The sequence below is a fragment of the Bacteroides salyersiae WAL 10018 = DSM 18765 = JCM 12988 genome, from assembly GCF_000381365.1.
Taxonomy (GTDB): Bacteria; Bacteroidota; Bacteroidia; order Bacteroidales; family Bacteroidaceae; genus Bacteroides; species Bacteroides salyersiae.
Genome location: NZ_KB905466.1, coordinates 366,444 through 392,190 on the forward strand (window position 1 = coordinate 366,444; position 25,747 = coordinate 392,190).

Sequence of the window (25,747 nt, forward strand, 5' to 3'; positions counted from 1 at the left end):
GTAATCCGCAAGGCACTAATCACTTATCATTAATCCATTATTTATAATATCCCACCGGATGATTCATCAACGCCAATTGGCTCTCTTTCAATTTCAGTACACTTTTCAGTTTTGCAGTATCCATCGAAGCACGCGGTACAGTCGCCAGATTAGCTGCGGCACAGAAAATAGAAATATTCTGTGAAACGATACCGGCATCCACCGCCCCCATCAATTGAGTATGGGTATTCTTTGCATCGCCCAGACGTGACAAATCACTGACCAGTAACAGAGACACCGGTGCTGTTTTTACAAAAGCCTGCCCACCTGCTACGGCATCACGATGATCACCCTCGGCAACCAAGTTCAACTGATGCGCTTTGGCATCATACAAATAAGTACCCTGCGGCAACACGACGTAAACATCTACATCCTGCTTGTTCATCGCCGACGGTGCCGTACGTTTCCCATCCGCCGGGCGATTTACACCATTGGCAGCCCATAACAAATCCGATAAATCGGCAGAAGTCAATGCTTTGGCAGCATATTCACGAGTAGAATGACGTTCAGACAATGCATTCATCACCGATCCCGAACGGTTCATGTTGGGTTTGGGCAGTTTGATTACTTTCTCAGCAGCAAAAGCAGCTACCGAAACCAATAGACACAATAATAACAATTGTACTTTTCTCATAATCTGTGAAATTAAAATTGATGCACAAATATAACCGTATCTTATTGATTCCTTGCATCCTATAAGAAAGTTTAATAAAAAAAGGCCTGTACCTTTCTGAAGATACAAGCCTTTCATCCATTTACGAATTATACTGATTATTTCTTTCCGAAATAACGGTTGTAAAGTCCCTCGAAACCTTTACCGTGACGGGCTTCGTCCTTACACATTTCATGAACCGTATCATGAATAGCATCCAGGTTCAATGCTTTAGCACGTGTAGCGATACGTTTTTTGTCTTCGCAAGCACCGGCTTCAGCATTCATTCTCTTTTCAAGGTTAGTTTTGGTATCCCATACGCAGTCACCCAGCAATTCTGCAAATTTAGAAGCGTGCTCTGCTTCTTCCCAAGCATAACGCTTGAAAGCTTCAGCTACTTCCGGATATCCTTCGCGATCAGCCTGACGGCTCATTGCCAAGTACATACCAACTTCTGTACACTCACCCATGAAATGGTTATTCAAATCCTTGATCATCTCTTCGTCACAACCTTTGGCAACACCGATTACATGTTCGTCAACAAAAGTAAGAGCACCACCTTCAGATTCAACAACTTCTACGAACTTGCTTGCAGGAGCTTTACACAAAGGACATTTCTCAGGAGCTGCGTCACCTTCATAAACGTAACCGCAGACAGTACATCTAAATTTTTTCATTTTGTCTTTAATTTTAATTAATTAGTCAATACGTATCTTTTCTTAAACAATTCTTACAAATACCCTTATAATAATAATGTATTTCTTTCACTTCGTGCCCATCTATTTGAGTTTCTTCCACCTCTCTCACCTCTCCCGGAAAAGCCAGATCATAAATTTTCCCACACTCTTTACACAAGAAATGTGCATGTTGTGAAGTATCTGCATCGAAGTTGGCATTCCGATCGTCAATCGTAAGCATCAAAGCAGCACCTTGCTCTGAAAACAATTTCAGTGTATTATAAACGGTTGTTTTCGAGAGTGTTGGCATCGAAGGAGATAATGCCGTATATATTTCATCGGCCGATGGATGCGTACGATGCTCCATCAAATACTCCATAATAGCAATACGCTGCATAGAAGGTTTTATACTGTATTTTAATAACCGATCATATGATTTCATCATTTCTCCTTTCCAAAATTGTAATCAGTACAATTTTAAATCTGATGCAAAGATAAAGATTTCTTTTATTACCGCAAACAATTCAAAGATAAATTTCACAAAAAACATGCGACAAATTATCCGGATCATCAGAATATGGCAGTAAACAGGCAGAATCTGGCAGTTAATCTTATTAAAGATATACATTCATATATATAAGAAAGCTATTTAGTATTTATCGCACGATTTTCTCAAAACTATTTCCTACTTTTGCAACAAAATAAAATTATTATCATCGTTCATATGTCAAAAGAAGCATGCTATACATGGTAAAGAGCCCCATTGGCATATCGATAAATTAAAGAATTACTCATTATGAACTACGGATTTGTAAAAGTAGCGGCAGCAGTACCCCGGGTGAAAATAGCAGACTGTAAATACAACGCCGGACAATTGGAAAGCTTAATTGCCATTGCAGACGGTAAAGGAGTACAGATTATCACATTCCCTGAAATGTGTATCACAGCCTATACTTGCGGTGATTTGTTCGGGCAGCAACTTTTATTGGAAGAGGCCGAAATGGGGCTGATGCAAATACTGAATAATACCCGCCAACTGGACATTATCTCTATCTTGGGAATGCCGATAGCGGTAAATTCTACCGTTATCAATGCAGCCGTAGTCATTCAGAAAGGGAAAATCTTGGGAGTAGTCCCCAAAACTTATCTTCCGAACTATAAAGAATTTTATGAACAACGCTGGTTTACTTCCGCCCTACAAGTGGTAGAAGACAACGTACGCCTGTGCGGACAGATAGTACCGATGGGAACTAATCTGCTCTTTGAAACTTCCGATACCACTTTCGGCATTGAAATCTGCGAAGATCTGTGGTCTACCATTCCTCCCAGCTCAACGTTAGCGCTCCAAGGTGCGGAAATCCTGTTCAACCTTTCTGCCGATAACGAAGGTATCGGTAAACATAGTTATCTCCGCTCGCTCATCAGCCAGCAGTCGGCACGGTGCATTGCAGGGTATGTCTTCTCTTCCTGCGGATTCGGAGAATCGACCACTGATGTCGTTTTTGCCGGGAACGGTCTTATCTACGAGAATGGCAGCGAGTTGGCTCATAATAAGCGTTTTAGTCTCGAAGAGCAATTGGTAATCAGCGAAATAGATGTAGAACGTTTACGTGCTGAACGTCGTATCAATACGACATTTGCCGCAAGTAAAGGCACTGTCCCTTCCGACAAGAAGCCACTGCGTATCACAACGGAATTCGTAAACAGCAAAGAATTGAATCTGACACGTACTTTCGATATGCACCCGTTTGTCCCGCAGGGAGAAACGTTGAACGAACGTTGTGAAGAGGTGTTTTCCATACAGGTAGCCGGACTGGCACAACGCCTGGTTCACACAGGAGCCAAGACTGCCGTGATCGGTATTTCGGGAGGATTGGATTCTACGCTTGCCTTGCTTGTCTGCGTGAGAACTTTCGATAAATTGGAACTGCCCCGCAAAAACATTATCGGAGTCACTATGCCAGGATTCGGTACCACCGACCGGACTTATCATAATGCGCTTTCGTTAATGAAATCCTTAGGAATTACGATTCGGGAGATCAGTATCAAGGAAGCATGTATACAGCACTTCAAAGATATAAATCACAATATAAACATACATGATGTAACTTATGAAAACTCCCAGGCACGTGAACGCACGCAAATATTAATGGATATAGCCAACCAAACATGGGGAATGGTAATCGGAACCGGTGATTTGTCGGAACTGGCATTAGGATGGGCTACCTACAATGGCGACCACATGTCAATGTACGGTGTCAATGGCAGTGTCCCAAAAACATTAGTGAAATATCTGGTAAAATGGGTGGCGGAGAATGACATAGATGAAGAGTCACGTATCACCTTGCTCGATATCGTAGAGACACCTATCAGTCCGGAACTGATCCCTGCAGATGAAAATGGAGAGATACAACAAAAAACAGAGGATCTGGTAGGTCCTTATGAATTGCACGATTTCTTCCTCTACTATTTTATGCGCTTCGGATTCCGGCCATCCAAGATATATTATTTGGCAAATATAGCATTCAAAGATATTTATGACGAAGAAACAATCAAGAAGTGGCTTTCCACTTTCTTCCGTCGTTTCTTCAATCAGCAATTCAAACGTTCCTGCCTGCCCGACGGCCCCAAAGTGGGCAGTATCTCTATCAGCCCGCGAGGTGACTGGAGGATGCCCAGTGATGCAAGTTCCGCTACATGGCTTAAAGAAATAGAGAACCTATAAGCAGGAAGAATATCTTCAATACTTACAATGACTACTTATATAGGAATAACAACGGGAAAAGACAACTGATTTAGGTTATAAAAAGAATTCATCCTATTGAAACGATTGGTTTCAATAGGATGAAACTCATGGTTCCATATAATGGAAACGGGTAGTTCCAATAGGATGAAACAAACTGTTTCAATCCGATGAAACAAGTCCGATAACAGAATCAAAGCACCCCTTTGCTGGATGGTAATTCAAAGTGATAGATATCCCGCTTCAGCGCCATCTTCCATGCACGGGCTAATGCTTTGAAGATGCCTTCAATTTTATGATGCTCATTCTGTCCTTCCGCTTTTATATTCAAATTCATTTTTGCGGCATCGCTCAACGATTTGAAAAAGTGCAAAAACATTTCCGTAGGCATCTCTCCTATTTTCTCACGTTTGAATTCTGCATCCCATACTAACCAGGGACGCCCACCGAAGTCAAGGCACACCTGACAAAGACAATCATCCATAGGGAGAGCGTAACCGTATCGCTCAATCCCCCGCTTACTCCCCAAAGCCTGATAAATGCATTCGCCTAAAGCAATAGCAGTATCTTCAATGGTATGATGTTCGTCCACTTCAAGATCGCCTTTCACTTTGATAGTCAGATCCATTCCGGAATGCTTTCCTATCTGTTCGAGCATATGATCAAAAAAGCCAAGCCCTGTAGAAATATCACAGACCCCATTGCCATCGAGATTTAAAGCAACAAAAATATCGGTTTCTTTCGTTGTACGTTTCACTTCCGCTTTACGTTCACCGGCAAAAAGATATTCGGCAATCTTATCCCAATCGGTAGTAGCTAAAGCACAAACCGATTCAAGACCTTTTTCTTCCAACAGTTCGGTAGAGTCTTGCAGATAGATGGCCCGGCAACCTAAATTTTTAGCCAGTTCTACATCCGTAGGACGATCACCGATAACAAAACTACCCGCCAGATCATAGTCCGGGTGATCGATATATTTCGTCAACATTCCGGTACGGGGTTTACGGGTCGGTGCATTATCTTCGGGAAAGCTGCGGTCTATCAGGATCTCATCGAATGTTATTCCTTCACCGGCCAACGTCTTTAACATAAGATTATGTGCCGGCCAGAAAGTTTCCTCTGGAAAAGAATCTGTTCCCAATCCGTCCTGATTAGTGACCATTACAAACTCGAAGTCAAGCTTACTACGGATAAAACCTAAATTACGAAACACCTTCGGATAGAACTCCAATTTTTCCAATGAATCGAGTTGGTAATCCACAGGTGGTTCTATAACCAAAGTGCCATCCCGGTCGATAAACAATATTTTCTTCTTCATGATTAATAATTATTTAGAAATGGGGGCCTCTCCCCAACCCTCTCCGTAGGAGAGGGAGTACAAATACTCCTGTTTATAATTAGATACAAAACCAACACTCTTGTTTATTAATTAGTTACAAAACTAACTTAGCTCCCTCTCCTACGGAGAGGGCTGGGGAGAGGCCCCATTCTTTTCAACGCTTCCAACAATTTGTCGTTCTCCATACGCGTACCAACAGTTACACGAAGGCAATTACAGCAAAGCGAGATATTATGGCGATTACGGACAATGATTCCCTCGCCTACCAGATAATTGTAAATTTTTACAGCATCCGTCACGCGTGCCAAGAAAAAGTTGGCATCCGAAGGAAACACTTTTAAGACACAAGGCAAGCCGGTAAAAGCGTCTTCCAAATACTCCCGTTCCTCCTTCAACATTTTCACCCAACGTTCTATCTCATCGTGTTTATGCAACATCTGCATCCCCTGTTTCTGGGTCAAGTCATTCACGTTATACGGATACTTGATTTTATTCAGGATATTAATAATATCGACGGAAGCAAAAGCCATCCCCAAACGGATAGCTGCACATCCCCATGCTTTGGAGAAAGTCTGGAGCACCACCAAGTTAGGATATTCCTTCAGATTGGCAAGGAAAGAAGGAGCCTCAGAGAAATCATTATAAGCCTCGTCAAGAACTACCAACCCTTCAAAGTGGTTCAAAACCTTTTCGATCTCCGTACGCAGCAAATCATTGCCTGTCGGATTATTAGGAGAACAGAGAAAAATCAATTTGGTATGTTCATCGGTTGCTGCCAGCAATTTATCGGCAGAGAATTGAAAATCCTCATCAAGCAGAACTTTCCGGTACTCCACATTATTCACATCTGCACAAACCTGATACATGCCATAAGTGGGATCGATAGCTACCACATTGTCTTCACCCGGTTCACAGAAAGCACGAAAAACAAGATCGATAGCCTCATCACTGCCATTTCCCAAAAAGATATGTTCGGAATCGACTTTTTTGATCCTGGCCAGCTCTTTTTTCAAATCACACTGCAACGGATCGGGATACCGGTTGTGTGGAAGATTATACGGATTCTCATTAGCGTCCAGAAATACGGAAGCAGCAGCCCCCTTATATTCATCCCGTGCCGAAGAATAAGGCTTCAGCTTCCAAATATTGGTGCGGGTTAGTTCTTGCAAGGTTTTCATGTGAATGTTTATGATTTATGATTAATATTTCTCAGACGGACGGTTACGGCATTCTTATGAGCATCCAACTGCTCATTGGCAGCCATCGTTTCGATAGCCGGACCGATAGCTTTCATACCATCAGAACAAATTTCCTGAAAAGTGATCTTACGGATAAAACTATCCAGACTTACACCGCTATATGCCTTTGCATAACCATTAGTAGGCAGCGTGTGATTGGTTCCTGATGCATAATCCCCTGCGCTCTCCGGAGAGAACGATCCTAAAAAGACAGAACCGGCATTCACTACGCGTTCCGCCACTTCCATATAGTCTGATGTCTCTACGATTAAATGCTCCGGAGCATATTCATTGGTCAGCTCTACCGCTTCATCCATGTCATTGACCAGAATCAATTTACTGTTAGCAAGTGACTTCTCTGCGATTTCACGACGAGGCAATTCGGCCAATTGCCTTTCCACTTCCTCCACTACGGCAGCCTGCAGTCGCTCAGAAGTCGTAATCAATATTGCCTGGCTATCAACTCCATGTTCTGCCTGCGAAAGTAGATCCGCAGCCACAAATACCGGATTTGCCGAATCATCAGCCAGCACCTCTACTTCCGAAGGCCCGGCAGGCATATCGATAGCGACATCACGCAGGCTGACCAACTGTTTGGCAGCAGTCACATACTGATTTCCCGGTCCGAAAATCTTATAAACTTTCGGTATACTTTCCGTTCCATAGGCCATAGCTGCAATAGCCTGCACACCACCGGCTTTGAATATTCTATCCACTCCCGCCAACCGTGCAGCAAAAAGGATAGCCGGATGTATTTTTCCTTTGCTATCGGGAGGTGTACAAAGAATAATGTCTTTGCAACCGGCAATCTTAGCCGGAACTGCCAGCATCAATACGGTAGAAAACAAAGGAGCCGTTCCTCCCGGAATATACAATCCCACTTTCTCAATACCTACCGCCTTTTGCCAACAAGTCACGCCCGGCATTGTCTCTACTTTCTTACCTACGAACTTTTGTGCCGCATGAAAACGTTCAATATTCTGCTTTGCCAAAGAGATGGCGGCTTTCAATTCTTCACTAACCAAAGCCACCCCTTCTTCCAATTCTTCATTCGTCACCGCAAGTGATGTCAACTCCGCCTTATCGAAAGTGGCTTCATACTCTATCACCGCCTTATCGCCCTCTGTCCGCACGCGGTCGATAATGCCACGTACAGTATCAAACAGACTTTCCGTATTGAGCGCGGGACGTCTCAACATCTCCGCCCACTTCTCTTTTGAAGGATATTTTATTACTTTCATCTTATTATTATATTATTCTTTCTTTTGTCTTGATACAAAAGAAAGAACCAAAGAAAAAATCAAGGCTGCATTTCCTACGCTACTGCACTGCGGTAAAAAGCTAAAGGGGCTCGAACTCGCTACGCTCAGACAATCGCCCCTTCTTACGCTTTTTACCTACGTTCCGTTTGACGCTACGGAAATGAGGCCGGGGGAACCATTCGGATGGAAATAGGATGTATATGCATATCTTACAAAGACATTTCGAAATACTATTCATATTCCTACTAATCCATACTCTGATTAATTCACACATTTTCTCAACTCATTCCTATTTTTCCATAATCAAGAATACTTTTCCATTCTTCCGACCATAGTTCGGGAATTTCCGTAGGGGCCTCATTTTCTCTCCGTCAAGCGAACGCCCGCAGTGGAGCGTCAGAAAGGGGCGATTGTCTGAGCGAAGCGAGTTCGAGCCCCTTTAGCGAAACGGAGGAAGTGAGTAGGAGAGAAAATGCAGCCTTGATTTTTTCTTTTGGTATCTTTTCTTTTGTATCAAGACAAAAGAAAAGTACATCACAATATCATTTTCTCTATCGGCAACACCAATATCCCCTCAGCCCCCAGTGCCTTCAGTTTTCCGATGATCTCCCAAAAACGTTTCTCGTCGAGCACCGTATGTACCGAGCACCAACCTTCTTGTGCCAACGGCATTACTGTCGGACTTTTCATTCCCGGAAGCACCGCCACGATCTCCTCCAATTTATCTTTCGGGGCATTCATCAATACATATTTCTTATCTTCCGCCGTTTTCACAGCATTCATACGGAACAACAGCTCGTTCAGAATTTCCTTTTTCTCATCGCACATATTCTTATTACCGATCAACAGCGCTTCCGACTTCATCACCACTTCCACCTCTTTCAAGCGATTGCTGACCAAAGTAGAACCGGAACTGACAATATCAAAAATAGCATCAGCCAACCCGATACCCGGAGCCACCTCTACCGAACCGGTAATGACATGTACTTCCGCATTCACCCCTTTCGTTTTCATGTAATTCTCCAGAATCACAGGATAAGAGGTTGCAATCTTCTTGCCATTAAACCATTCCACACCGGGATAATCGACATCCTTCGGCATTGCCAGCGACAAACGGCATTTACTGAATCCGAGACGTTTGATGACTTCTGCGTCTTCCCCTTTTTCAACAAACTCATTCTCTCCCACAATTCCCAAATCAGCCACACCGGTAGCTACCGACTGAGGAATATCGTCATCCCTCAAGAACAACACTTCTACGGGAAAATTAGACGACTGTACCAACAACGTACGTTTAGTCGTACTCAATTTAATGTCTGATTCTTCCAAAAGTGCCATCGTTTCTTCAAACAAACGCCCTTTGGCCTGTACTGCGATTCTTAATAAACACATAATTTCATTTACTATTTAACGATTACTATTCACGATTGAAAAGAACTTCTATTTACGATAATAAAAAAAGGCTTACCTCACCGGCAAGCCTCGTTTTCTATATCATATATACACAATATCATACACGCCCACCGAGTTATTCGATCGAAAAATGATGATGATGATGTGTAGTTGTATATTTCATATTTTCATTCTTTACAGCGACAAAAGTATAGCATTCCATTCAAACCACCAAACATTTATCACAAAAAGTTCGATTTTAATTTCAAATTAAAGGAAGAATCTCTTCCGGTTCTACATCGCACGCCAAAAAGTGCATCTCGTTTTTCGACTTCTCCTGAGAGAACGTGAAATACGTACAAAGCGCTTCCGTACAAAGCTCACCGGCTTCATTGTAAAGTTTTGCATCTACCAAAACAATGTTGCGCTTTATCTCACGAATAGAGGCCCGCAATACCACATGGGAGTCTTTTGTACTGATCGACTTGCGATAGCGTGTCTCCATTTTAGAAGTCACCCCGGTAGTTTGCAGTTTCCGAAGAATCACCCAAGCGCAAATCTCATCCAATAATACCGACTGGATACCTCCATGCAGCGTATCTATCCAGCCCTGATATTCCGGACGTGGCTTCCAAATACTTACTACCTCATCTCCATCTTCATAAAATTCCATCTTAACACCTGCTTCATTGTTAGGAGCACAACCGAAGCAATTATAACCTTCCAAACCCTTCCACGGGTTGATAATCTTTTTCATATCCCTGTTTTTTTATTTATAATATACATATTCACGTTCTTCATACAGCACCGGAACGTCGTTTATGAACTTCACCCTTGTCTTCCAATTGCCATATTCATCATTATAATTGTATCTTTCAGAACGATATTCCGGTCAGCATCCAATACCGTCTTACCATCTACCCGTCCCTGTTCGTCATAACTGTACCGATAAATCCGCTTAATTCCTTGTTGTTTTACCGAAGCGGTCATCTCTTCTCTTATCCGGTTGTTTTTATCATAATACATAGATCAGTTTTGTTTTGGCACTACCGTCCGGATTTAATAAATTCTCCACCGATATTCGTCCTTGTTTATCGTATCGGGCAAAGTAAATCTGATCGACAATAACACCGGGAGTCCATGCCGTATCTTTCCGGACCGCTTTATGCACAAAGGTACGGGTAGATTTAAAAAGAGGTACTTCTTGTTGCACTTGTGCAAAAGAAGGCATCCCCAAAAGTAGAAGAAACAAGAGGAGAAAGGCCCTCTTACATGAGCATATTTGATTTTTCATATTGCATCATTTATATAAAGTCCGCCACTCAAAACGGCATTGAAGAGTCACAAATATAAACGATTATCTTGAAAACAGTACTATCGTCCGTATTAAAAGTATATTATCAGAATGTAAAACTACACTCCACGCCTACAATATGCTTCTTTTTATCCGGCTCATACTGATAGCAATAAAACACATCCAGTGACCATCTGTCAGTAATATCAATCTCCACACCGGGCCTATAGCGCATGCGTGCCACATCCCAAAAGGCAGCATCCCCAATTGCCTGATACAGTTCGATAGAAAAATAAGGAGAAACGATCCCTCTTTGCGGACTATAGCCTGCTTTCAGCCTTGAGCGCAAACGACTTTCAACGTTCCCATTGGAAAAAGTCTGTTGAAAACGCTCGCGAAGTGAAAAATTGAAATGTTGCCATTTTACACTTCCTGTTGCTCCTACACGATATCGATGTCTGAATTTCCATCCTTCATTTCCTCTGTCCCGATGATGAATTTCATAACCGGCTTCTGCTTTCAAAAAAGAGAATATCTGATAGTTAGCTTCCGCAGCAAATCCCCAACGGTCAAATGACTTCATAGAATCTTTTGTACGCAATTCGAACTTTCCGGCTACCGTAAGTCCGGACACAGGGCGATGAGCGATTTTCAGACTCGTCCAGGTAGTAAAATCATCTTGTGCATGCAATTCTCCGAAGATACAACACAATAGAAATATGATCCAACTTCCTTTTTTTGCTATTTTCTTATTCACCATCTTAATTTATCTTCATAATTATGCAAAGATATGGCAATAATTTTGAAATCATTCTGAAATACATGCGATTAGTTGTCTGTCTTCTCCAAAAGAGAAATCATCAGTTTACTTGTAAAAACTTTATCCTTACTTTATTTGTTATTAGTATAAACTATTTAAAGAAAGGAATTAATATGAAAAAAGTAATAGATAAAGCTGCTTCAAGAGGTTATTTCAACCACGGTTGGTTAAAAACCCACCATACATTCAGTTTCGCTAATTATTATAATCCCGAAAGAATACATTTTGGTGCTTTACGAGTGTTAAATGACGACAGTGTCGATCCGTCTATGGGATTCGATACTCATCCGCACAAAAATATGGAGGTAATATCCATCCCTCTAAAGGGTTATCTAAGACATGGTGACAGCGTGCAAAACACTAAAACGATCACCCCGGGAGATATTCAGGTTATGAGTACCGGAAGCGGTATTTTTCATAGTGAATACAACGGAAGCGATAAAGAACAATTGGAGTTTTTGCAAATCTGGGTATTTCCAAGAGTGGAAAACACCAAACCCGAGTATAATAATTTCGATATACGCCCGCTACTGAAGAAAAACAAATTGGCAGTGATCATTTCTCCCAACGGTGAAACTCCGGCATCTATCAAACAAGACGCCTGGTTTTCAATGGGTAGCTTCGATGCCGGACAAACGATTGATTACAAAATGCATCAAGAAGGAAACGGAGTATATATGTTTGTCATTGAAGGTGAAATAGAAGTAGACGGCGATCACCTGTCAAAACGTGACGGTATCGGAATTTGGGACACCAAAGAATTCCAGATAAAGATTACTAAAGAGACTACTCTTTTATTGATGGAAGTGCCAATGAGATAAATAATGATAGGATAATATGCCAATGTGCCAATTGATGCGTAAAACATAGCGCAACAATTGACACATTAACGTATTGGGGTATCGGTCGGTTATTTACGATAATTTTCCAAACCGGTTCTCAAGAATTCGATATATTTAGGAATATCCTCGTTATAGGCATAAGACTTATTCAGAGGTTTTCCTTCGTTATCCAGAAGAACATAAAACGGCTGGGCATTGGCACCGAACTTGACACGTTGCAGATAACTCCACTTATCACCTACCGTACGTAAAGTACGCTCAGTTCCATTTTCCACAATCTTTACCGGTTTGGTAAGAGGGGTTTTATTATCAACATACAGGGTAATCAGCACATAGTCGTCATTGATTATTTTGCTAACCGTAGGATCCGTCCATACGGCAAGTTCCATCTTACGGCAATTTACGCATCCATAACCGGTAAAATCGAGCATGACAGGTTTATTATGCAATCTTGCATATTCCATTCCCAAATCATAATCATCAAACTTGGCATGTACCTCATTGGTGTATAGATTAAAATCCTGTGTCTTCATAGGCGGCGCAAATGCACTGACAGCTTTCAATGGCGCTCCCCACAAGCCGGGAACCATATAAACCGCAAATGCAAGCGAAACCAATGCCATGAAGAAACGCGTCACACCTATCTTATTACTATCATCATCATGAGGAAACTTGATTTTCCCTAACAGATAGAAACCGAGCAGTGCAAAGATCACAATCCATAAAGCTAAAAACGTTTCACGATCAAGAATTCTCCAACCATAAGCAAGATCGGCAACCGACAAGAATTTCAAAGCGAAGGCCAGTTCAAGGAAACCGAGAGTAACCTTAATCACATTCATCCATCCTCCTGACTTCGGCATAGACTTCAACCAAGACGGGAACAAAGCAAACAAAGTAAACGGCAACGCCAAAGCAATGGCAAACCCCAACATACCGATGGCAGGAGCAACAACACTACCCGTGGTAGAAACCTGTACCAACAGGAAACCGATAATCGGACCGGTACAAGAAAAAGAGACCAAAGAGAGCGTAAATGCCATCAGGAAGATGCTTATCAAACCACCGGTCGACTCCGCTTTACTATCCACCGCATTGCTCCATTTGGAGGGTAAAGTTATCTCGAAAGCACCAAAGAAAGAAGCTGCAAAAACAATCAACATCAGACAGAAAAGGATGTTGAACACAGCATTGGTAGACAAGGCATTCAATGCACTCGCTCCAAAAATAGCTGTAATGGCCAATCCCAAAGTCACATAAATAACAACAATGGAGGCCCCATATGTCCATGCATCACGGATGCCTTTTTTCTTGTCTTTACTGCGTTTCAAAAAGAAACTCACAGTCATGGGAATAATAGGCCATACACAAGGAGTGAACAAAGCAAGCAATCCCCCTAAAAATCCGGTAATAAAAATATAAATCCAGGACATATCATCTTGGGAATGCTCTTCACCTAAATTCTGTAGCTCGTTGATTACCGGTTTCCAAAGGTCGATTTCTCCATCGGAAACATTTATTCCGGTTGTTCCGTCCGCCCCACCGATGGTTGCAACAGAAGCAGTATCCGTAACGGTTTTCACAGTAGCTTGTTGCGGTGCAGGCTGAGTCCCGGACTGTGGAGCGGCTACAGCTTCTTTAGAAAAATCACCTTCGGCCTTACCGGAAAAGTGAAATGGAACCTGAGTAGGCGGAAGGCAACTTTCATCGTCACAAGCTCCATACTCCAGATATCCGTCCATATCGTAAGTACCGGCGGTAAACTTTATCTTTTGAACAAATTGCGCGGTATTTTCAAAATAACGGACTTTCATTTCAAAGAGCTTATCGAATGTCGAAACTTCCTTCCCCACAGGTTTCAACTTGCCTACAATCTCTGCACCGGTCATCTTATCCACATTAAATGTAGCAGAAATAGGGCCACCATCTCCTAAATCAGTGGAATAGACATGCCATCCCCTATCGATAGTACCGGTAAAAATAATCTCTCCCTCCGTATCAGACAGGGTTTTCAGTTCTGTCTTAAACTTTACGGGATCTTGGATCTGCGCATGAGCCGCCAAAACGACGAACATCAGCAACAAAAAAGAACATACTTTTCTCATTCTCTATTCGTTTTTCTTATTATAACAGTCGGAAAAGCGATCCGGTTCATTAAACTATTTCATAGTCTACGCACGAACGGCTTTCCTTTGCTTCGGCAATAATCTTACCGGCAGCCACATGATCGGGATGAGTGGCATAGAATTTTACATCATCCAGGTTGTCAAATTCACTATACAATGCAATATGCCAAGATTCTCCCGGGTTCATATTCAGTCCCACTTCAATCTTACGAATAACGGATATTTTTGCAGGCAGAGCCTCTATCGCTTCTTTAAATTTATTCATTACAACAAGTTTATCAGTTTCCGGAACTTCATCCTTTAACTTAAATAATACAATGTGTTTTACCATAACGTTGCTATTTTAATTTATTGTTTATATATTTGTCAGCCGAAGCTGCATTTATTTCAATGCAAAATTACTCTATTTGTTTCAAATATACACTATCAACAGATGTTAATAATAGGAATAGCAGGCGGAACGGGCTCAGGAAAGACCACCGTCGTACGGAAAATAATTGAAAGTCTCCCTGCCGGTGAAGTAGTACTGCTCCCCCAGGATTCGTATTATAAAGATAGTAGTCATGTACCTGTGGAAGAGCGCCAAAATATCAATTTCGACCATCCGGACGCTTTTGAATGGAGCCTGCTCTCGAAGCATGTCTCGATGCTGAAAGAAGGCAAGAGCATCGAGCAACCGACCTATTCATACCTCACTTGTACCCGTCAGCCGGAAACAATCCATATCGAACCGCGTGAAGTAGTTATCATCGAAGGAATTCTTGCCCTTTGCGATAAAAAACTACGCAATATGATGGACCTCAAAATATTTGTAGATGCCGATCCGGATGAACGCCTGATACGCGTCATTCAACGGGATGTGGTGGAACGCGGACGGACGGCTGAAGCCGTGATGGAACGTTATACACGTGTATTGAAACCGATGCATCAGCAATTCATCGAACCTTGTAAAAGATATGCCGACCTCATCGTACCCGAAGGAGGCAACAATGAAGTGGCAATCGATATCCTGACCATGTACATCAAGAAACACTTAGGATAGACATGACGGCCCGGCGCTCTATATTGCCCGTTTTTTTCATTATTCTTTTCTCCGTATTGGCCTGTAAACACAGACATCATCCGGCAGAAGAGACAGGAGCCTATGATTTGACCCAGATTAAAGACAGTGGAGAGCTGGTGGTACTAACGTTATACAGTTCGACTACTTATTTTATTTACCGTGGACAGGAAATGGGATTCCAATATGAATTAAGCGAGCAATTTGCCAAAAGCTTAGGAGTTAAACTGCGTGTTGAAGTAGCACGGAACGTGTCTGAACTGATCCAAAAACTATTATCCGGTGAAGGAGATCTGATTGCCTATAACCTGCCCATCACCAAAGAATGGAAAGACAGCCTCATTTATTGTGGAGAGGAAGTGATTACACATCAGGTAATCGTACAACGGAACAATGGCAAAACAAAACCGATAACAGACGTCACAGAACTCATCGGCAAAGAAGTATATGTAAAGCCCGGTAAATATTACGACCGGCTTGTCAATCTGAACAATGAATTGGGAGGCGGCATACAAATACACAAAGTGACGGGCGACAGCATCACGGCGGAGGATCTGATCACACAAGTAGCACAAGGGAAAATACCTTATACGGTAGCTGATAACGACCTGGCCAGGCTGAACACCACTTACTATCCCAATCTCAATATCAAGCTTTCCATCAGCTTCGACCAGCGAGCATCATGGGCTGTACGCAAAGATTGCCCGCAACTGGCGGCAGCAGCAGATAAATGGCACGAAGAGAATATGACCTCACCGGCTTATACGGCGAGCACGAAACGATACTTTGAAATCAGCAAATCGGTTCCCCACTCCCCCATCCTCTCGCTCCGTGAAGGAAAAATTTCCCATTACGACAATTTATTTAAGAAGTATTCCAAAGAGATTGACTGGGACTGGCGTTTACTGGCCTCATTAGCCTATACGGAATCGAATTTCGATACGACAGCCGTATCTTGGGCAGGAGCCAGAGGATTGATGCAGTTAATGCCGCAAACAGCACGGGCTATGGGAGTGCCACCCGGTAAAGAACAAAATCCGGAAGAGAGCATCAAAGCAGCAGTAAAATACATCAAACTAACAGACAGAAGCCTCAGCGCGATTCCCGATAAAGAAGAACGTATCAAATTTATCCTGGCGTCCTATAACGCCGGTTTAGGGCATATCTACGATGCCATTGCCTTGGCCGACAAGTACGGAAAAGACAAAAACACCTGGAACAACAACGTCGAAAACTACATCCTGCTGAAAAGCAATGAAGAATATTTCACCGACCCGGTCTGTAAAAACGGATATTTCCGTGGAATAGAAACATACAATTTCGTAAGAGATATCATATCAAGATACGAATCGTATAAAAAGAAAATAAAAGAATAATCGCTCAAAAACTATCCCTTGCGGTATTGCTGTGGTGACTGTCCTGTCTGTTTTTTGAAAAATGTGCCAAAATAAGAAGCATTCGGAAAGTTAAAAAAATCAGAAATTTCCTGAATGCTTTTTTGAGTGTTTTTAAGTAGCGAAATGCTTTTTCGGATATCAGTTGAATCAGCCTGATAAATATCTCATACTTATGTCCGACAGAGGTTTTCAGATTCATCAGTTTTCGGTTGTAGACGGAGCATATCCGATATGTTAATCCAAGAAGCTGCAGTAACTTGACCCAGATAATACATTTTACAAATTTGCAGGATGAAGTAATATAAAGAGTCTGGTTATAAAGTGACATCTGCAACTGTAACCCTACATTGGACCATACCGCAAAGTATGGGTTACGTTGTAAGGCGTACCGTAAGCAGAACCGTCGGTTACGGATACGGAGGGATCGATATTGTCATTGTAATTGGCAAAACCGTTAATTTGTGGAAGTAGCTTAGCGCAGTTTTCAGAAATGCCATATCTGCCTTTCTGTATCTCATTGCGCTTACTCTATAAAGACGGATTATTTTCTATACCCATCTCAAGACAGTTCTCAAGTGTCAGTGTTTCTTGTGCGCTGACACTCGTAACCGACAGGTAGAAAAACATAAGTAAAATATCTATTCGTATTTCCAAAATGGAAAATGTTCTTAAGGTCAGCAAACAGCCACCTGTTTATATCTTTCCTTTAGGTGGAATTTATTGATAGTGTATTTTCTTTTCATCATACTTTTGTTTCGGTTGCTGCTGCACCGCAGGATATCCGAAAGGAATGACACAAAGCGGAAGAATATTCTCGGGAAGAGCAATATACTTGCGCACTACCTCCATACGGTCTTCATAAGGATATGCCGCAGTCCACACAGCACCCAACCCCAAACTTTCAGCAGCTAAAAGAATATTCTGCGCGGCAGCCGAACAATCCAGATACCAATAAGAAGAACGGGTGGAATCACCGCAAACCACAATGGCATAACGGGCCTCAGTAAGCATCTTAGCATAGGGCAAAGCCGCAGCCATAGAATCGAGAGAAGCACGTTCGGTTATAACGTAGAACTCCCAAGGACGCAGATCTTTACCAGAAGGGGCAGCCATACCGGCGCGGAGCATCAAGTCGATCTTCTCCTTTTCAACTCCTTTATTCAAATAAGTACGCACACTCTTACGCGCAAAAATATTATCCAAAGCAGCGTTAGCAGAAGCAGGCTCCGAGTTTTGCGGAGCAGAAGAACAAGAGATGACACTTGCCAACAGAACCGCCACCGGCAATAATAAGAAACAGATCTTTTTCATACTTATATCAATTAAAACAGATTCAGTTTATTCTTTTGCGCTTCCTCGAGCGACACTGTTTCACGACGCATCATTCCACTCTTATCACGCAATTCTTCATATTCTTTCGTCAGTTCTATCGCCAACTCTTCCTTTGTTTTCGGATTAAGCAGACGCGCCGCTACACCGGCATTTTGAGAAGCGTCTTTCAAATGAACGACCGGAGCATGATAAACAGGAGCAATCTTCAAAGCGGTATGCATCTTTGAAGTCGTAGCACCACCTATTAACAAAGGAATATCCAAACCGGCCTTTTCCAATTCCATAGCCACGTGAACCATTTCTTCCAAAGAGGGAGTGATCAACCCACTCAGGCCAATCATATCTACTTTTTCCTCAATAGCATGCTGTACAATGGTTTCGGCGGGCACCATTACTCCTAAATCTACAATATCATAACCGTTACAAGCCATCACCACAGATACTATGTTCTTACCGATGTCGTGCACGTCTCCTTTTACAGTAGCCAGCAACACCTTACCGGCAGAGGAAGCTCCTTCCTGTTTCTCCGATTCAATAATCGGCTGTAAAATAGCCACTGCTTTTTTCATCGTACGCGCCGTTTTCACAACCTGAGGTAAAAACATTTTCCCCGCTCCGAACAACTCGCCTACATGATTCATCCCATCCATTAAAGGGCCCTCTATCACATCGACCGCCTTTTCATACAACGGTAATGCTTCCGCAAGATCCTCTTCCAGAAAATCACCTATCCCTTTGATCAATGCATGTTGCAAGCGTTCTTGTACTGTTCCGTCGCGCCAAGCCTGATGAACGGACAATTGAGAGTTGGAAGTCGACAACTGTGCGTCCGTGCCCTTACCGGCCTTCAATGCTTCGGCAAGTTCGATCAAACGCTCGGCAGCATCCGGACGACGGTTAAGAACGACATCCTCTATCTTTTCAAGCACATCAGCAGGAATATCCGTATACAGAACAGAAGTAGCCGGATTGACAATTCCCATATCCATTCCCTGCTGGATAGCATGATAAAGGAACACGGCGTGCATTGCTTCACGAATATAATTATTCCCTCGGAAAGAGAACGAGAGATTACTAACACCGCCACTCACATGCGCACCGGGGAGATTCTTCCGTATCCAGCCCGTCGCATTGATAAAATCGACTGCATAATTATTATGCTCTTCGATACCGGTAGCTACAGCCAAAACATTCGGATCAAAAATAATATCCTGCGGATTAAAACCGACTTTATCCACCAATAGCCGATAAGCCCGTTCGCAGACCTCTATCTTACGGGCAGCAGTATCTGCCTGACCTTTTTCATCAAATGCCATCACTACGGCAGCAGCACCATATTGCCTGATAATACGGGCATGTTCCAGAAATTTCTCCTCACCTTCTTTCAAAGAGATAGAGTTTACCACCGATTTGCCTTGAAGGCATTTCAAACCGGCTTCAATAACTTCCCATTTAGAAGAGTCGATCATCACAGGAACACGGGCTATCTCCGGTTCGGAAGCTATCAGATTGAGGAAAGTAGTCATTTCCTGACGAGCATCCAGCAAACCGTCATCCATATTCACATCGATAATCAGCGCACCGTCTTCCACTTGCTGACGGGCAATGGAAAGTGCTTCGTCATACTTCTTCTCATTAATCAGACGCAGAAATTTACGCGAACCGGCCACATTACAACGTTCGCCGATATTCACAAAATTTATCTCGGGCTTTACTTCCAGAAGTTCAAGCCCGGAAAGCCAAAGACAATCCGGTTTCCGAACCGGCACATGTGGGCGGGCCCCTTCTATTAAAGCCGGATATTCGGCAATGTATGCATCGGTAGTGCCACAACAGCCACCAATGATATTAATCAAACCTTCATGGATATATTCTTTGACTTCATGGGCCATATCAGCCGGGCTCTGGTCATACTGCCCCAAACTATTGGGAAGTCCGGCATTCGGATAAGCACTGATATAATAAGGAGCACGGGCAGCCAGTTGTTCAAGGAAAGGTTTCAACTGCCTCGCACCAAACGAACAATTTAATCCGACAGAGAAAATATTGGCATGTTGCACAGAAGCTAAAAAAGCATCCAGCGTCTGACCGGAAAGCGTACGTCCACCTGTATCGGAAACAGTAACAGAAAGCATTATGGGTACTTCGACCCCTGTTATCTTTATAGCTTGTTCGGCTGCATAAACAGCCGCTTTAGCATTCAACGTGTCGAAAATCGTTTCAATCAGAATCGCATCCACTCCACCTTCGAGCATAGCTTCCATCTGTTGCTGGTAGGCATCGGCCAATTCATCGTAACTCAAAGCGCGGAAAGCCGGATTATTCACATCCGGGCTCATAGAACAAGTCTTATTGGTAGGTCCCACAGAACCAGCTACAAAACGAGGCTTTTGCGGATTTTTAGCCGTATACTCATCAGCCACCTCACGGGCCAGTTTTACAGCTGCCAAATTTATTTCACGTACATACTGCTCTACATGATAATCGGCCATAGAGACTGTGGTCGAACTGAAAGTATTTGTTTCAATAATATCGGCCCCGGCTTCAAGATATTTACGATGAATATCCTGAATCACATCCGGACGAGTAAGACAAAGCAAATCATTATTCCCTTTCAACTGTCCGGGAATATGCGCGAAACGCTCGCCACGAAAATCTTCTTCTTTTAAGTTGTATTGCTGAATCATGGTACCCATCGCCCCATCCAATATAAGGATACGCCGGGATACCAATTGCGGAATAGTTATTTTATCCATCTCCATTTATCACCTGTCTACTTTATCACTCACCGTCTATCGCTAATCACCATCACTAATCACTTACCACTAAATCACAATCTTCACCTTTTGAACATTCTGTCCATATCGCGACGGTCATCTTTTTCTTTCAGAGATTCACGTTTATCATACTGCTTTTTACCTTTTGCCAAAGCTACCACAACTTTAGCCAATCCTTTTTCATTGACGAACATACGAACCGGTACAATAGTAAAGCCGGTTTCCTTGGTGCCACGTTCGAGTTTCTTCAACTCTTTTTTATTAAGTAACAGCTTCCTGTCTCTACGAGCTGTATGATTATTGTACGAACCATAGAAATACTCGGCGATGTGCATATTCTTCACCCACAACTCACCTTTGGCAAAGTAGCAAAACGTATCTACCAGACTTGCCTTTCCCATACGGATGGATTTGATTTCCGTTCCGGTAAGCACAATACCTGCCGTATAAGTATCGATCAGTTCATAGTCGAATGTAGCACGTTTATTCTTTATATTTACAGGAGCCAGTTTCATTTGTTTCTTAATTTAATATTGCTGTTAGCTTATTGAACACGAATTGAATCACCGCCGGACACAGTATTAACAACAGGGATGATAAAATGGTGAATCGTAACCGATTCTTTTCTTCAACTTGCATCACAATCGGCGCACCTTCCCACACCACATAGACGATATAAAACTGCAATAACCAACCGATAATACTGAAATCCGGCAACAAACCGGTAATTATTTTAAGCAGGAAAGTGACTACCAATGCATATCCGGCAAATTGTTGGGTCAAAGGAACATCGTCGGACATCCCGAACATTTGTACCCGTAATTGATTGATGGCATATGCAGCCAGAAAATAACCGCCGAACAATGCCACTGCCACTGCACAACACTGCGTCATAGCTATCTGAAAGCTTTGCGGACCACCCCAACCGTTGACCAACAGAGAACCTATAAATACGGCAAGACCACATAAACCAATCATAGGATAGACAAAAGCTCCGAAAACCTTTCGCCTATCCTCTTCCAAACGAATTTCCTCCCAGGCCTTGGCCGGAGAGGAAATCAATAACATCGATATCTTAAATAATTCTTTGTAATTCAATATTATTCCTCTACTTTATAAGTAAGAGAATACTCTCTCTTCTTAGTTCTTTCATCATCCAACTTGTTATTGACAGTGTTCTCATCAACCTCAACAATAATCTTCACTTCTTTTCCCGGCAAAGTAGGCAAATAATTCGCAAGATCAAAGCTCTTGTAATATAAATACGGATAAGTACCTGCCACATTTGCAGAAATCAAAGTAACACCATCTTTTTCAGGTGTTCCACCATGACGCAAATAAAACTTAATAACGCCATCCTCAACCTCCTCATTAGGATAGTTTACCAATGTAAACGAATGCTGCTTTTCCTGAACATAATATGATATTCCAGCAAAAAGATAACGATTATCCAAAATATAGAAATTTTCTTCACTCGTGGAAGAAGAGCTCATCACGTTGGTAACACGTATGATAGGAGCTGTAGCAACAGAATCATTGGAGGCTCCTTTTTCTGCTACACTCTCCACCGTACCATCTAACGATACAGCATAATTTAAAGTTACATTTTTCAACGTATTGGTTGCTCCCGAATTTCCACTCGCTTCATCATTGGAATAAGTGCAAGCAATATAGGCCATCTTGGTGGAAGAAGGATCAAATTTATAAGTTTCCTCGACAGCCACTAATGAAGTAGTAGTAGGTTGTATTTTAAGTTCACCTATTTTAAAATAAGTGCCTCCGTAAACAGAAGAAATAACCTCCACCGGTCCTTGCCATATAGGAGTATAATTATCATCTGAATTCATACAAGAAGTAAAACCAATACCCATTAAAACAATCAGGGTCAATACCAAAACTTTCACTTGTTTCATAAATCTATTTTTTAGAGTTTGCAAAGATATAAATTCTAATTCACAATTAGTAAATGCAGAGACTTAAAAAATACTGCACCGGTTATTTAATTATTTCTCCAAACTCACTTTCTTGTATAAATCGGATGGACTAAATAGCATATCTTTATTTTTAACACCTAAATTATGATTATACGAAGAAATAAAGAACAGCCTTTTACATCACTTTATTATCTCTCCAAACAGTTCTAAATGTTCATCTACATAACTTGCAATGATTACCGTCACCTGTTCCTCCATTTCAAAATACTCTTCTTCCAGCTCATCAAAAGCTTCATACTGTTCATACATTGCCATGAATTCATCTTCGGTACGCTCTTTTTCAAGATCTTCACGATGGGCATCATAAATTTTCTTTGCCCGATAGACAAGCTTAGAAAACTCTTCCGCCCCCCATAAACGCATTACTTTAGCAAAGGGATTATCAAAAATATAACCACCATATCCATTCTGAATCAATTGACAGAAACCGCCTACCATAATCTCATCACGGAACATCTGATAAGCCAATAACGAATGTTGCTCACCCGTAAGCAAAGCCATTGTTCCGGCAGTCAGCTCACCTCCTATCGCTTCTTTATATTTATCGGTAAACACTTGGATAAACTCATCCATTCCCTCACCTGCCGCTTTTTGCAAGACCGCATCTGACAATTTTATCATAACTCTATTTGCTATTTATATTAATGTTGCAAAGTTACGAACTTTATTAAAGAAACCTCTTTTTGACAACTACTATTTTCAAGTATATATAAATGTATGGTTTGAGAACATATATATTATGTTTGTTTGTGTGTGTAATAGGTAGGTGGTACCACCTACCTATTACACACACAAACAAATTAAATTATATACTTAAGAAACACCTAAAAAAAAGATATAATAGTAATGTAAAATCAACTATCAATAGATGACATACCTATTAACAATATATGTAACAGCACATTACATATATTGATATATTCTATTCATAAAAGCCAATAGTTACACATAGAAAAATAATTTATCCACATACCTAAAGAAGATAATCCCGAACTTTGCCTAAAAATAAAATAGATAAGTAGTTTATGAAACGAATCATTACTTTATTTTCGATACTAATCATAGTAGCAGCGTTAATCAGCGATCTTCATGCCCAGACAACTCCAGCTTTCCCGGGTGCAGAAGGCTTTGCTCGTTATACCACCACCGGAGGGCGTGGCGGTAGTGTATATCATGTCACGAATCTAAACGACAGCGGTTCCGGCTCGCTTCGCGAAGGATTGAAAAGCGGTAACCGTATTATCGTATTCGATGTATCCGGAACTATTGCATTAAAAAGTACACTTGAAATAAAAAACGGAAACATAACAATTGCCGGCCAAACAGCTCCAGGAGATGGCATCTGCATCAAAAACTACTCAGTTGTAATTAAAGCGAGCAATGTTATTATCCGATTTATCCGTTGCCGGATGGGAGACGAAGAGCAAACAGAAGACGATGCTATGTGGGGACGCAATCAAAGTAATGTAATCATTGACCATTGTACGATGAGTTGGAGTACAGATGAATGCTCTTCTTTTTACGGAAATAAAAATTTCACAATGCAATGGTGTATCCTGAGTGAAAGTCTAACCAATTCCGTACATGGAAAAGGTAGCCACGGATATGGCGGCATCTGGGGAGGTGAAGGTGCTACTTTTCATCACAATTTATTAGCACATCATAAAAGTCGTACCCCCAGACTTTGCGGAAGCCGTTATACAGGAAGACCCGATGATGAAATGGTCGATTTGCGCAATAATGTATTTTATAATTGGGGACCGACTAATGGCGGATATGCCGGAGAAGGAGGTAATTATAATTTTATCAACAACTATTATAAACCAGGACCTTCAACTGCAACTAAAGAAGGTATCACCTATCGCATTTTTTCACCAAACGCAGATGATGGGAAATACGTAAACGAAGCTGGTGTTTGGGGAAAATTCTATGTATCAGGAAATTATTTTGATGACACTTGTTCTAAGCTGAGTAGCAAATCTAAAGCCAATATCGCTAAAACAAATGCAGACAATTGGGTTGGAATCCATCCGGATACCGATAATGCCCCATTACCCGGAGGGAGTATTGAAAACATCAAAAGTGTAACAGAATTTGAAGCTGCCCCTACTACTACCCATACAGCAATAGAAACATACGAAAAAGTGTTAACCTATGTCGGAGCAAGCTTGAAACGCGACGTGATAGACACTCGTATCATGTCTGATGTACGCAGTGGCGGTTACACTTTTGAAGGTTCCAATAAAAGCACTAACGGACTCATCGACTCTCAGACCAATTGTGAAGGTTATATCACCTATAACTCAGAAAGCAAACCTACAGACAGTAACAATGACGGAATTCCCGATGAATGGGCCAATAAATATCTGCCTCAAGGTAAAACATACAAAGATATTGATGAAGAAACCGGATATTGTTATCTTGAACTATATATCAACAGCTTGGTAGACGAACTGATGAAAGCCGGATATGAAAACGCAGAGTTTTCTCCGAGCAAAGACGATTTCGGTTTAAAAGGATCACCTACAGGTATCGGAGAAACGAGCACTTCTTCAAATCTGTCTCTACATAAAGAAGGTAATAAGGTTGTTATTTTAGGATTAGAGGGTAAAAGCATTATTGAAGTTTATGATTTGATGGGGCGACTGCTGAGTTCGCAAACAAACTACAACCCCAAACAGGAAATCACCCTCCTGCAACCTGTGATTATCAGAGTAACCGACACTCAACAAACAAAAAGTTTCAAAGTCCTTTAACAAAAGG

The 25,747-nt window shown here is 41.9% G+C and carries 23 protein-coding genes and 4 pseudogenes; 5 read left to right on the forward strand and 22 right to left on the reverse strand.

What is annotated here, in order from left to right; genetic code table 11:
* Window positions 1-37: 37 nt before the first annotated feature.
* The 3 genes from HMPREF1532_RS01400 to HMPREF1532_RS01410 all read right to left on the reverse strand — a co-directional run bounded on the left by HMPREF1532_RS01400 (window position 38) and on the right by HMPREF1532_RS01410 (window position 1,810).
* Entirely contained in the window at window positions 38-673 is a 636-nt protein-coding gene (locus tag HMPREF1532_RS01400; RefSeq protein ID WP_005923826.1) for a SagB/ThcOx family dehydrogenase, read from the reverse strand.
* Window positions 674-810: 137 nt separating this feature from the next.
* Window positions 811-1,368, reverse strand: a complete 558-nt coding sequence (locus HMPREF1532_RS01405) for an NADH peroxidase (protein ID WP_005923828.1) — start codon at window positions 1,366-1,368, stop codon at window positions 811-813.
* A 25-nt stretch (window positions 1,369-1,393) separates the two neighbouring features.
* The gene (locus tag HMPREF1532_RS01410) at window positions 1,394-1,810 is read right to left on the reverse strand and encodes a Fur family transcriptional regulator (RefSeq protein WP_025819165.1); all 417 of its coding nucleotides are present in this window, start codon (window positions 1,808-1,810) and stop codon (window positions 1,394-1,396) included.
* 354 nt (window positions 1,811-2,164) lie between these two features.
* Here HMPREF1532_RS01410 and HMPREF1532_RS01415 point away from each other — a divergent pair, with 354 nt between their 5' ends.
* On the forward strand, window positions 2,165-4,093 hold the full coding sequence (locus HMPREF1532_RS01415; protein ID WP_005923833.1) for an NAD(+) synthase: 1,929 nt from the start codon (window positions 2,165-2,167) through the stop codon (window positions 4,091-4,093).
* A 211-nt stretch (window positions 4,094-4,304) separates the two neighbouring features.
* Here HMPREF1532_RS01415 and hisB read toward each other — a convergent pair whose 3' ends face one another.
* The 8 genes from hisB to HMPREF1532_RS01455 all read right to left on the reverse strand — a co-directional run bounded on the left by hisB (window position 4,305) and on the right by HMPREF1532_RS01455 (window position 11,396).
* Window positions 4,305-5,429, reverse strand: a complete 1,125-nt coding sequence (gene hisB, locus HMPREF1532_RS01420) for a bifunctional histidinol-phosphatase/imidazoleglycerol-phosphate dehydratase HisB (RefSeq protein WP_005923836.1) — start codon at window positions 5,427-5,429, stop codon at window positions 4,305-4,307.
* A 128-nt stretch (window positions 5,430-5,557) separates the two neighbouring features.
* Window positions 5,558-6,628: a histidinol-phosphate transaminase gene (gene hisC / locus HMPREF1532_RS01425; RefSeq protein ID WP_005923838.1), complete on the reverse strand. Its 1,071-nt coding sequence runs from the start codon at window positions 6,626-6,628 to the stop codon at window positions 5,558-5,560.
* An 8-nt stretch (window positions 6,629-6,636) separates the two neighbouring features.
* Window positions 6,637-7,929, reverse strand: coding sequence for a histidinol dehydrogenase (hisD, locus tag HMPREF1532_RS01430; protein ID WP_005923841.1), 1,293 nt, complete (start codon window positions 7,927-7,929; stop codon window positions 6,637-6,639).
* A gap of 555 nt (window positions 7,930-8,484) precedes the next feature.
* On the reverse strand, window positions 8,485-9,342 hold the full coding sequence (hisG, locus tag HMPREF1532_RS01435; RefSeq protein WP_005923844.1) for an ATP phosphoribosyltransferase: 858 nt from the start codon (window positions 9,340-9,342) through the stop codon (window positions 8,485-8,487).
* Between the two features lie 265 nt (window positions 9,343-9,607).
* Window positions 9,608-10,099, reverse strand: a complete 492-nt coding sequence (locus HMPREF1532_RS01440) for a PaaI family thioesterase (RefSeq protein WP_005923846.1) — start codon at window positions 10,097-10,099, stop codon at window positions 9,608-9,610.
* A gap of 71 nt (window positions 10,100-10,170) precedes the next feature.
* On the reverse strand, window positions 10,171-10,368 hold the full coding sequence (locus tag HMPREF1532_RS01445) for a hypothetical protein (RefSeq protein ID WP_005923849.1): 198 nt from the start codon (window positions 10,366-10,368) through the stop codon (window positions 10,171-10,173).
* Window positions 10,358-10,636, reverse strand: coding sequence for a hypothetical protein (locus HMPREF1532_RS01450; RefSeq protein WP_005923852.1), 279 nt, complete (start codon window positions 10,634-10,636; stop codon window positions 10,358-10,360). The genes HMPREF1532_RS01445 and HMPREF1532_RS01450 overlap by 11 nt, the downstream gene beginning before the upstream one ends.
* Before the next feature lie 106 nt (window positions 10,637-10,742).
* On the reverse strand, window positions 10,743-11,396 hold the full coding sequence (locus tag HMPREF1532_RS01455) for a DUF2490 domain-containing protein (protein ID WP_005923855.1): 654 nt from the start codon (window positions 11,394-11,396) through the stop codon (window positions 10,743-10,745).
* Between the two features lie 173 nt (window positions 11,397-11,569).
* Between HMPREF1532_RS01455 and HMPREF1532_RS01460 the strand changes: the two genes are divergently transcribed.
* Complete coding sequence (locus tag HMPREF1532_RS01460; RefSeq protein ID WP_025819386.1) at window positions 11,570-12,277, forward strand: pirin family protein; 708 nt, start codon at window positions 11,570-11,572, stop codon at window positions 12,275-12,277.
* Between the two features lie 89 nt (window positions 12,278-12,366).
* Here HMPREF1532_RS01460 and HMPREF1532_RS01465 read toward each other — a convergent pair.
* The 3 genes and pseudogenes from HMPREF1532_RS01465 to HMPREF1532_RS01470 form a co-directional block, all read right to left on the reverse strand.
* A pseudogene (locus tag HMPREF1532_RS01465) lies at window positions 12,367-13,881 on the reverse strand (protein-disulfide reductase DsbD family protein); the annotation flags it as partial.
* A 68-nt stretch (window positions 13,882-13,949) separates the two neighbouring features.
* Window positions 13,950-14,403: pseudogene (locus tag HMPREF1532_RS21990) on the reverse strand (protein-disulfide reductase DsbD domain-containing protein); the annotation flags it as partial.
* A 49-nt stretch (window positions 14,404-14,452) separates the two neighbouring features.
* The gene (locus HMPREF1532_RS01470; protein WP_005923862.1) at window positions 14,453-14,755 is read right to left on the reverse strand and encodes a Dabb family protein; all 303 of its coding nucleotides are present in this window, start codon (window positions 14,753-14,755) and stop codon (window positions 14,453-14,455) included.
* A 102-nt stretch (window positions 14,756-14,857) separates the two neighbouring features.
* Between HMPREF1532_RS01470 and udk the strand changes: the two genes are divergently transcribed.
* Together udk and HMPREF1532_RS01480 are read left to right on the forward strand one after the other, a co-directional pair.
* On the forward strand, window positions 14,858-15,466 hold the full coding sequence (gene udk / locus HMPREF1532_RS01475) for a uridine kinase (protein ID WP_005923864.1): 609 nt from the start codon (window positions 14,858-14,860) through the stop codon (window positions 15,464-15,466).
* Window positions 15,467-15,468: 2 nt separating this feature from the next.
* Window positions 15,469-16,860: an MltF family protein gene (locus HMPREF1532_RS01480; RefSeq protein ID WP_005923866.1), complete on the forward strand. Its 1,392-nt coding sequence runs from the start codon at window positions 15,469-15,471 to the stop codon at window positions 16,858-16,860.
* A gap of 11 nt (window positions 16,861-16,871) precedes the next feature.
* Here HMPREF1532_RS01480 and HMPREF1532_RS20665 read toward each other — a convergent pair.
* The 8 genes and pseudogenes from HMPREF1532_RS20665 to HMPREF1532_RS01515 all read right to left on the reverse strand — a co-directional run.
* Window positions 16,872-17,134, reverse strand: a pseudogene (locus HMPREF1532_RS20665) (helix-turn-helix domain-containing protein); the annotation flags it as partial.
* Window positions 17,135-17,176: 42 nt separating this feature from the next.
* A pseudogene (locus tag HMPREF1532_RS21660) lies at window positions 17,177-17,508 on the reverse strand (TolC family protein); the annotation flags it as partial.
* Between the two features lie 90 nt (window positions 17,509-17,598).
* On the reverse strand, window positions 17,599-18,192 hold the full coding sequence (locus tag HMPREF1532_RS01490; protein WP_005923868.1) for a nitroreductase family protein: 594 nt from the start codon (window positions 18,190-18,192) through the stop codon (window positions 17,599-17,601).
* A gap of 11 nt (window positions 18,193-18,203) precedes the next feature.
* Window positions 18,204-20,969 carry a methionine synthase gene (gene metH, locus HMPREF1532_RS01495; RefSeq protein WP_148359700.1) on the reverse strand — a complete coding sequence of 922 codons (2,766 nt, stop codon included), beginning with the start codon at window positions 20,967-20,969 and terminating at the stop codon, window positions 18,204-18,206.
* Window positions 20,970-21,052: 83 nt separating this feature from the next.
* Window positions 21,053-21,505 carry an SsrA-binding protein gene (gene smpB, locus HMPREF1532_RS01500; RefSeq protein ID WP_005923872.1) on the reverse strand — a complete coding sequence of 151 codons (453 nt, stop codon included), beginning with the start codon at window positions 21,503-21,505 and terminating at the stop codon, window positions 21,053-21,055.
* 7 nt (window positions 21,506-21,512) lie between these two features.
* Window positions 21,513-22,058 (reverse strand): Yip1 family protein, encoded by a 546-nt coding sequence (locus tag HMPREF1532_RS01505; RefSeq protein ID WP_025819382.1) that lies wholly within the window; start codon window positions 22,056-22,058, stop codon window positions 21,513-21,515.
* A gap of 32 nt (window positions 22,059-22,090) precedes the next feature.
* Complete coding sequence (locus HMPREF1532_RS01510; protein ID WP_005923876.1) at window positions 22,091-22,903, reverse strand: hypothetical protein; 813 nt, start codon at window positions 22,901-22,903, stop codon at window positions 22,091-22,093.
* Between the two features lie 201 nt (window positions 22,904-23,104).
* Window positions 23,105-23,605 carry a DMP19 family protein gene (locus HMPREF1532_RS01515; protein ID WP_005923878.1) on the reverse strand — a complete coding sequence of 167 codons (501 nt, stop codon included), beginning with the start codon at window positions 23,603-23,605 and terminating at the stop codon, window positions 23,105-23,107.
* Window positions 23,606-24,009: 404 nt separating this feature from the next.
* Between HMPREF1532_RS01515 and HMPREF1532_RS01520 the strand changes: the two genes are divergently transcribed.
* Window positions 24,010-25,740 carry a hypothetical protein gene (locus HMPREF1532_RS01520; protein WP_005923880.1) on the forward strand — a complete coding sequence of 577 codons (1,731 nt, stop codon included), beginning with the start codon at window positions 24,010-24,012 and terminating at the stop codon, window positions 25,738-25,740.
* The last annotated feature ends 7 nt before the right edge of the window (window positions 25,741-25,747 follow it).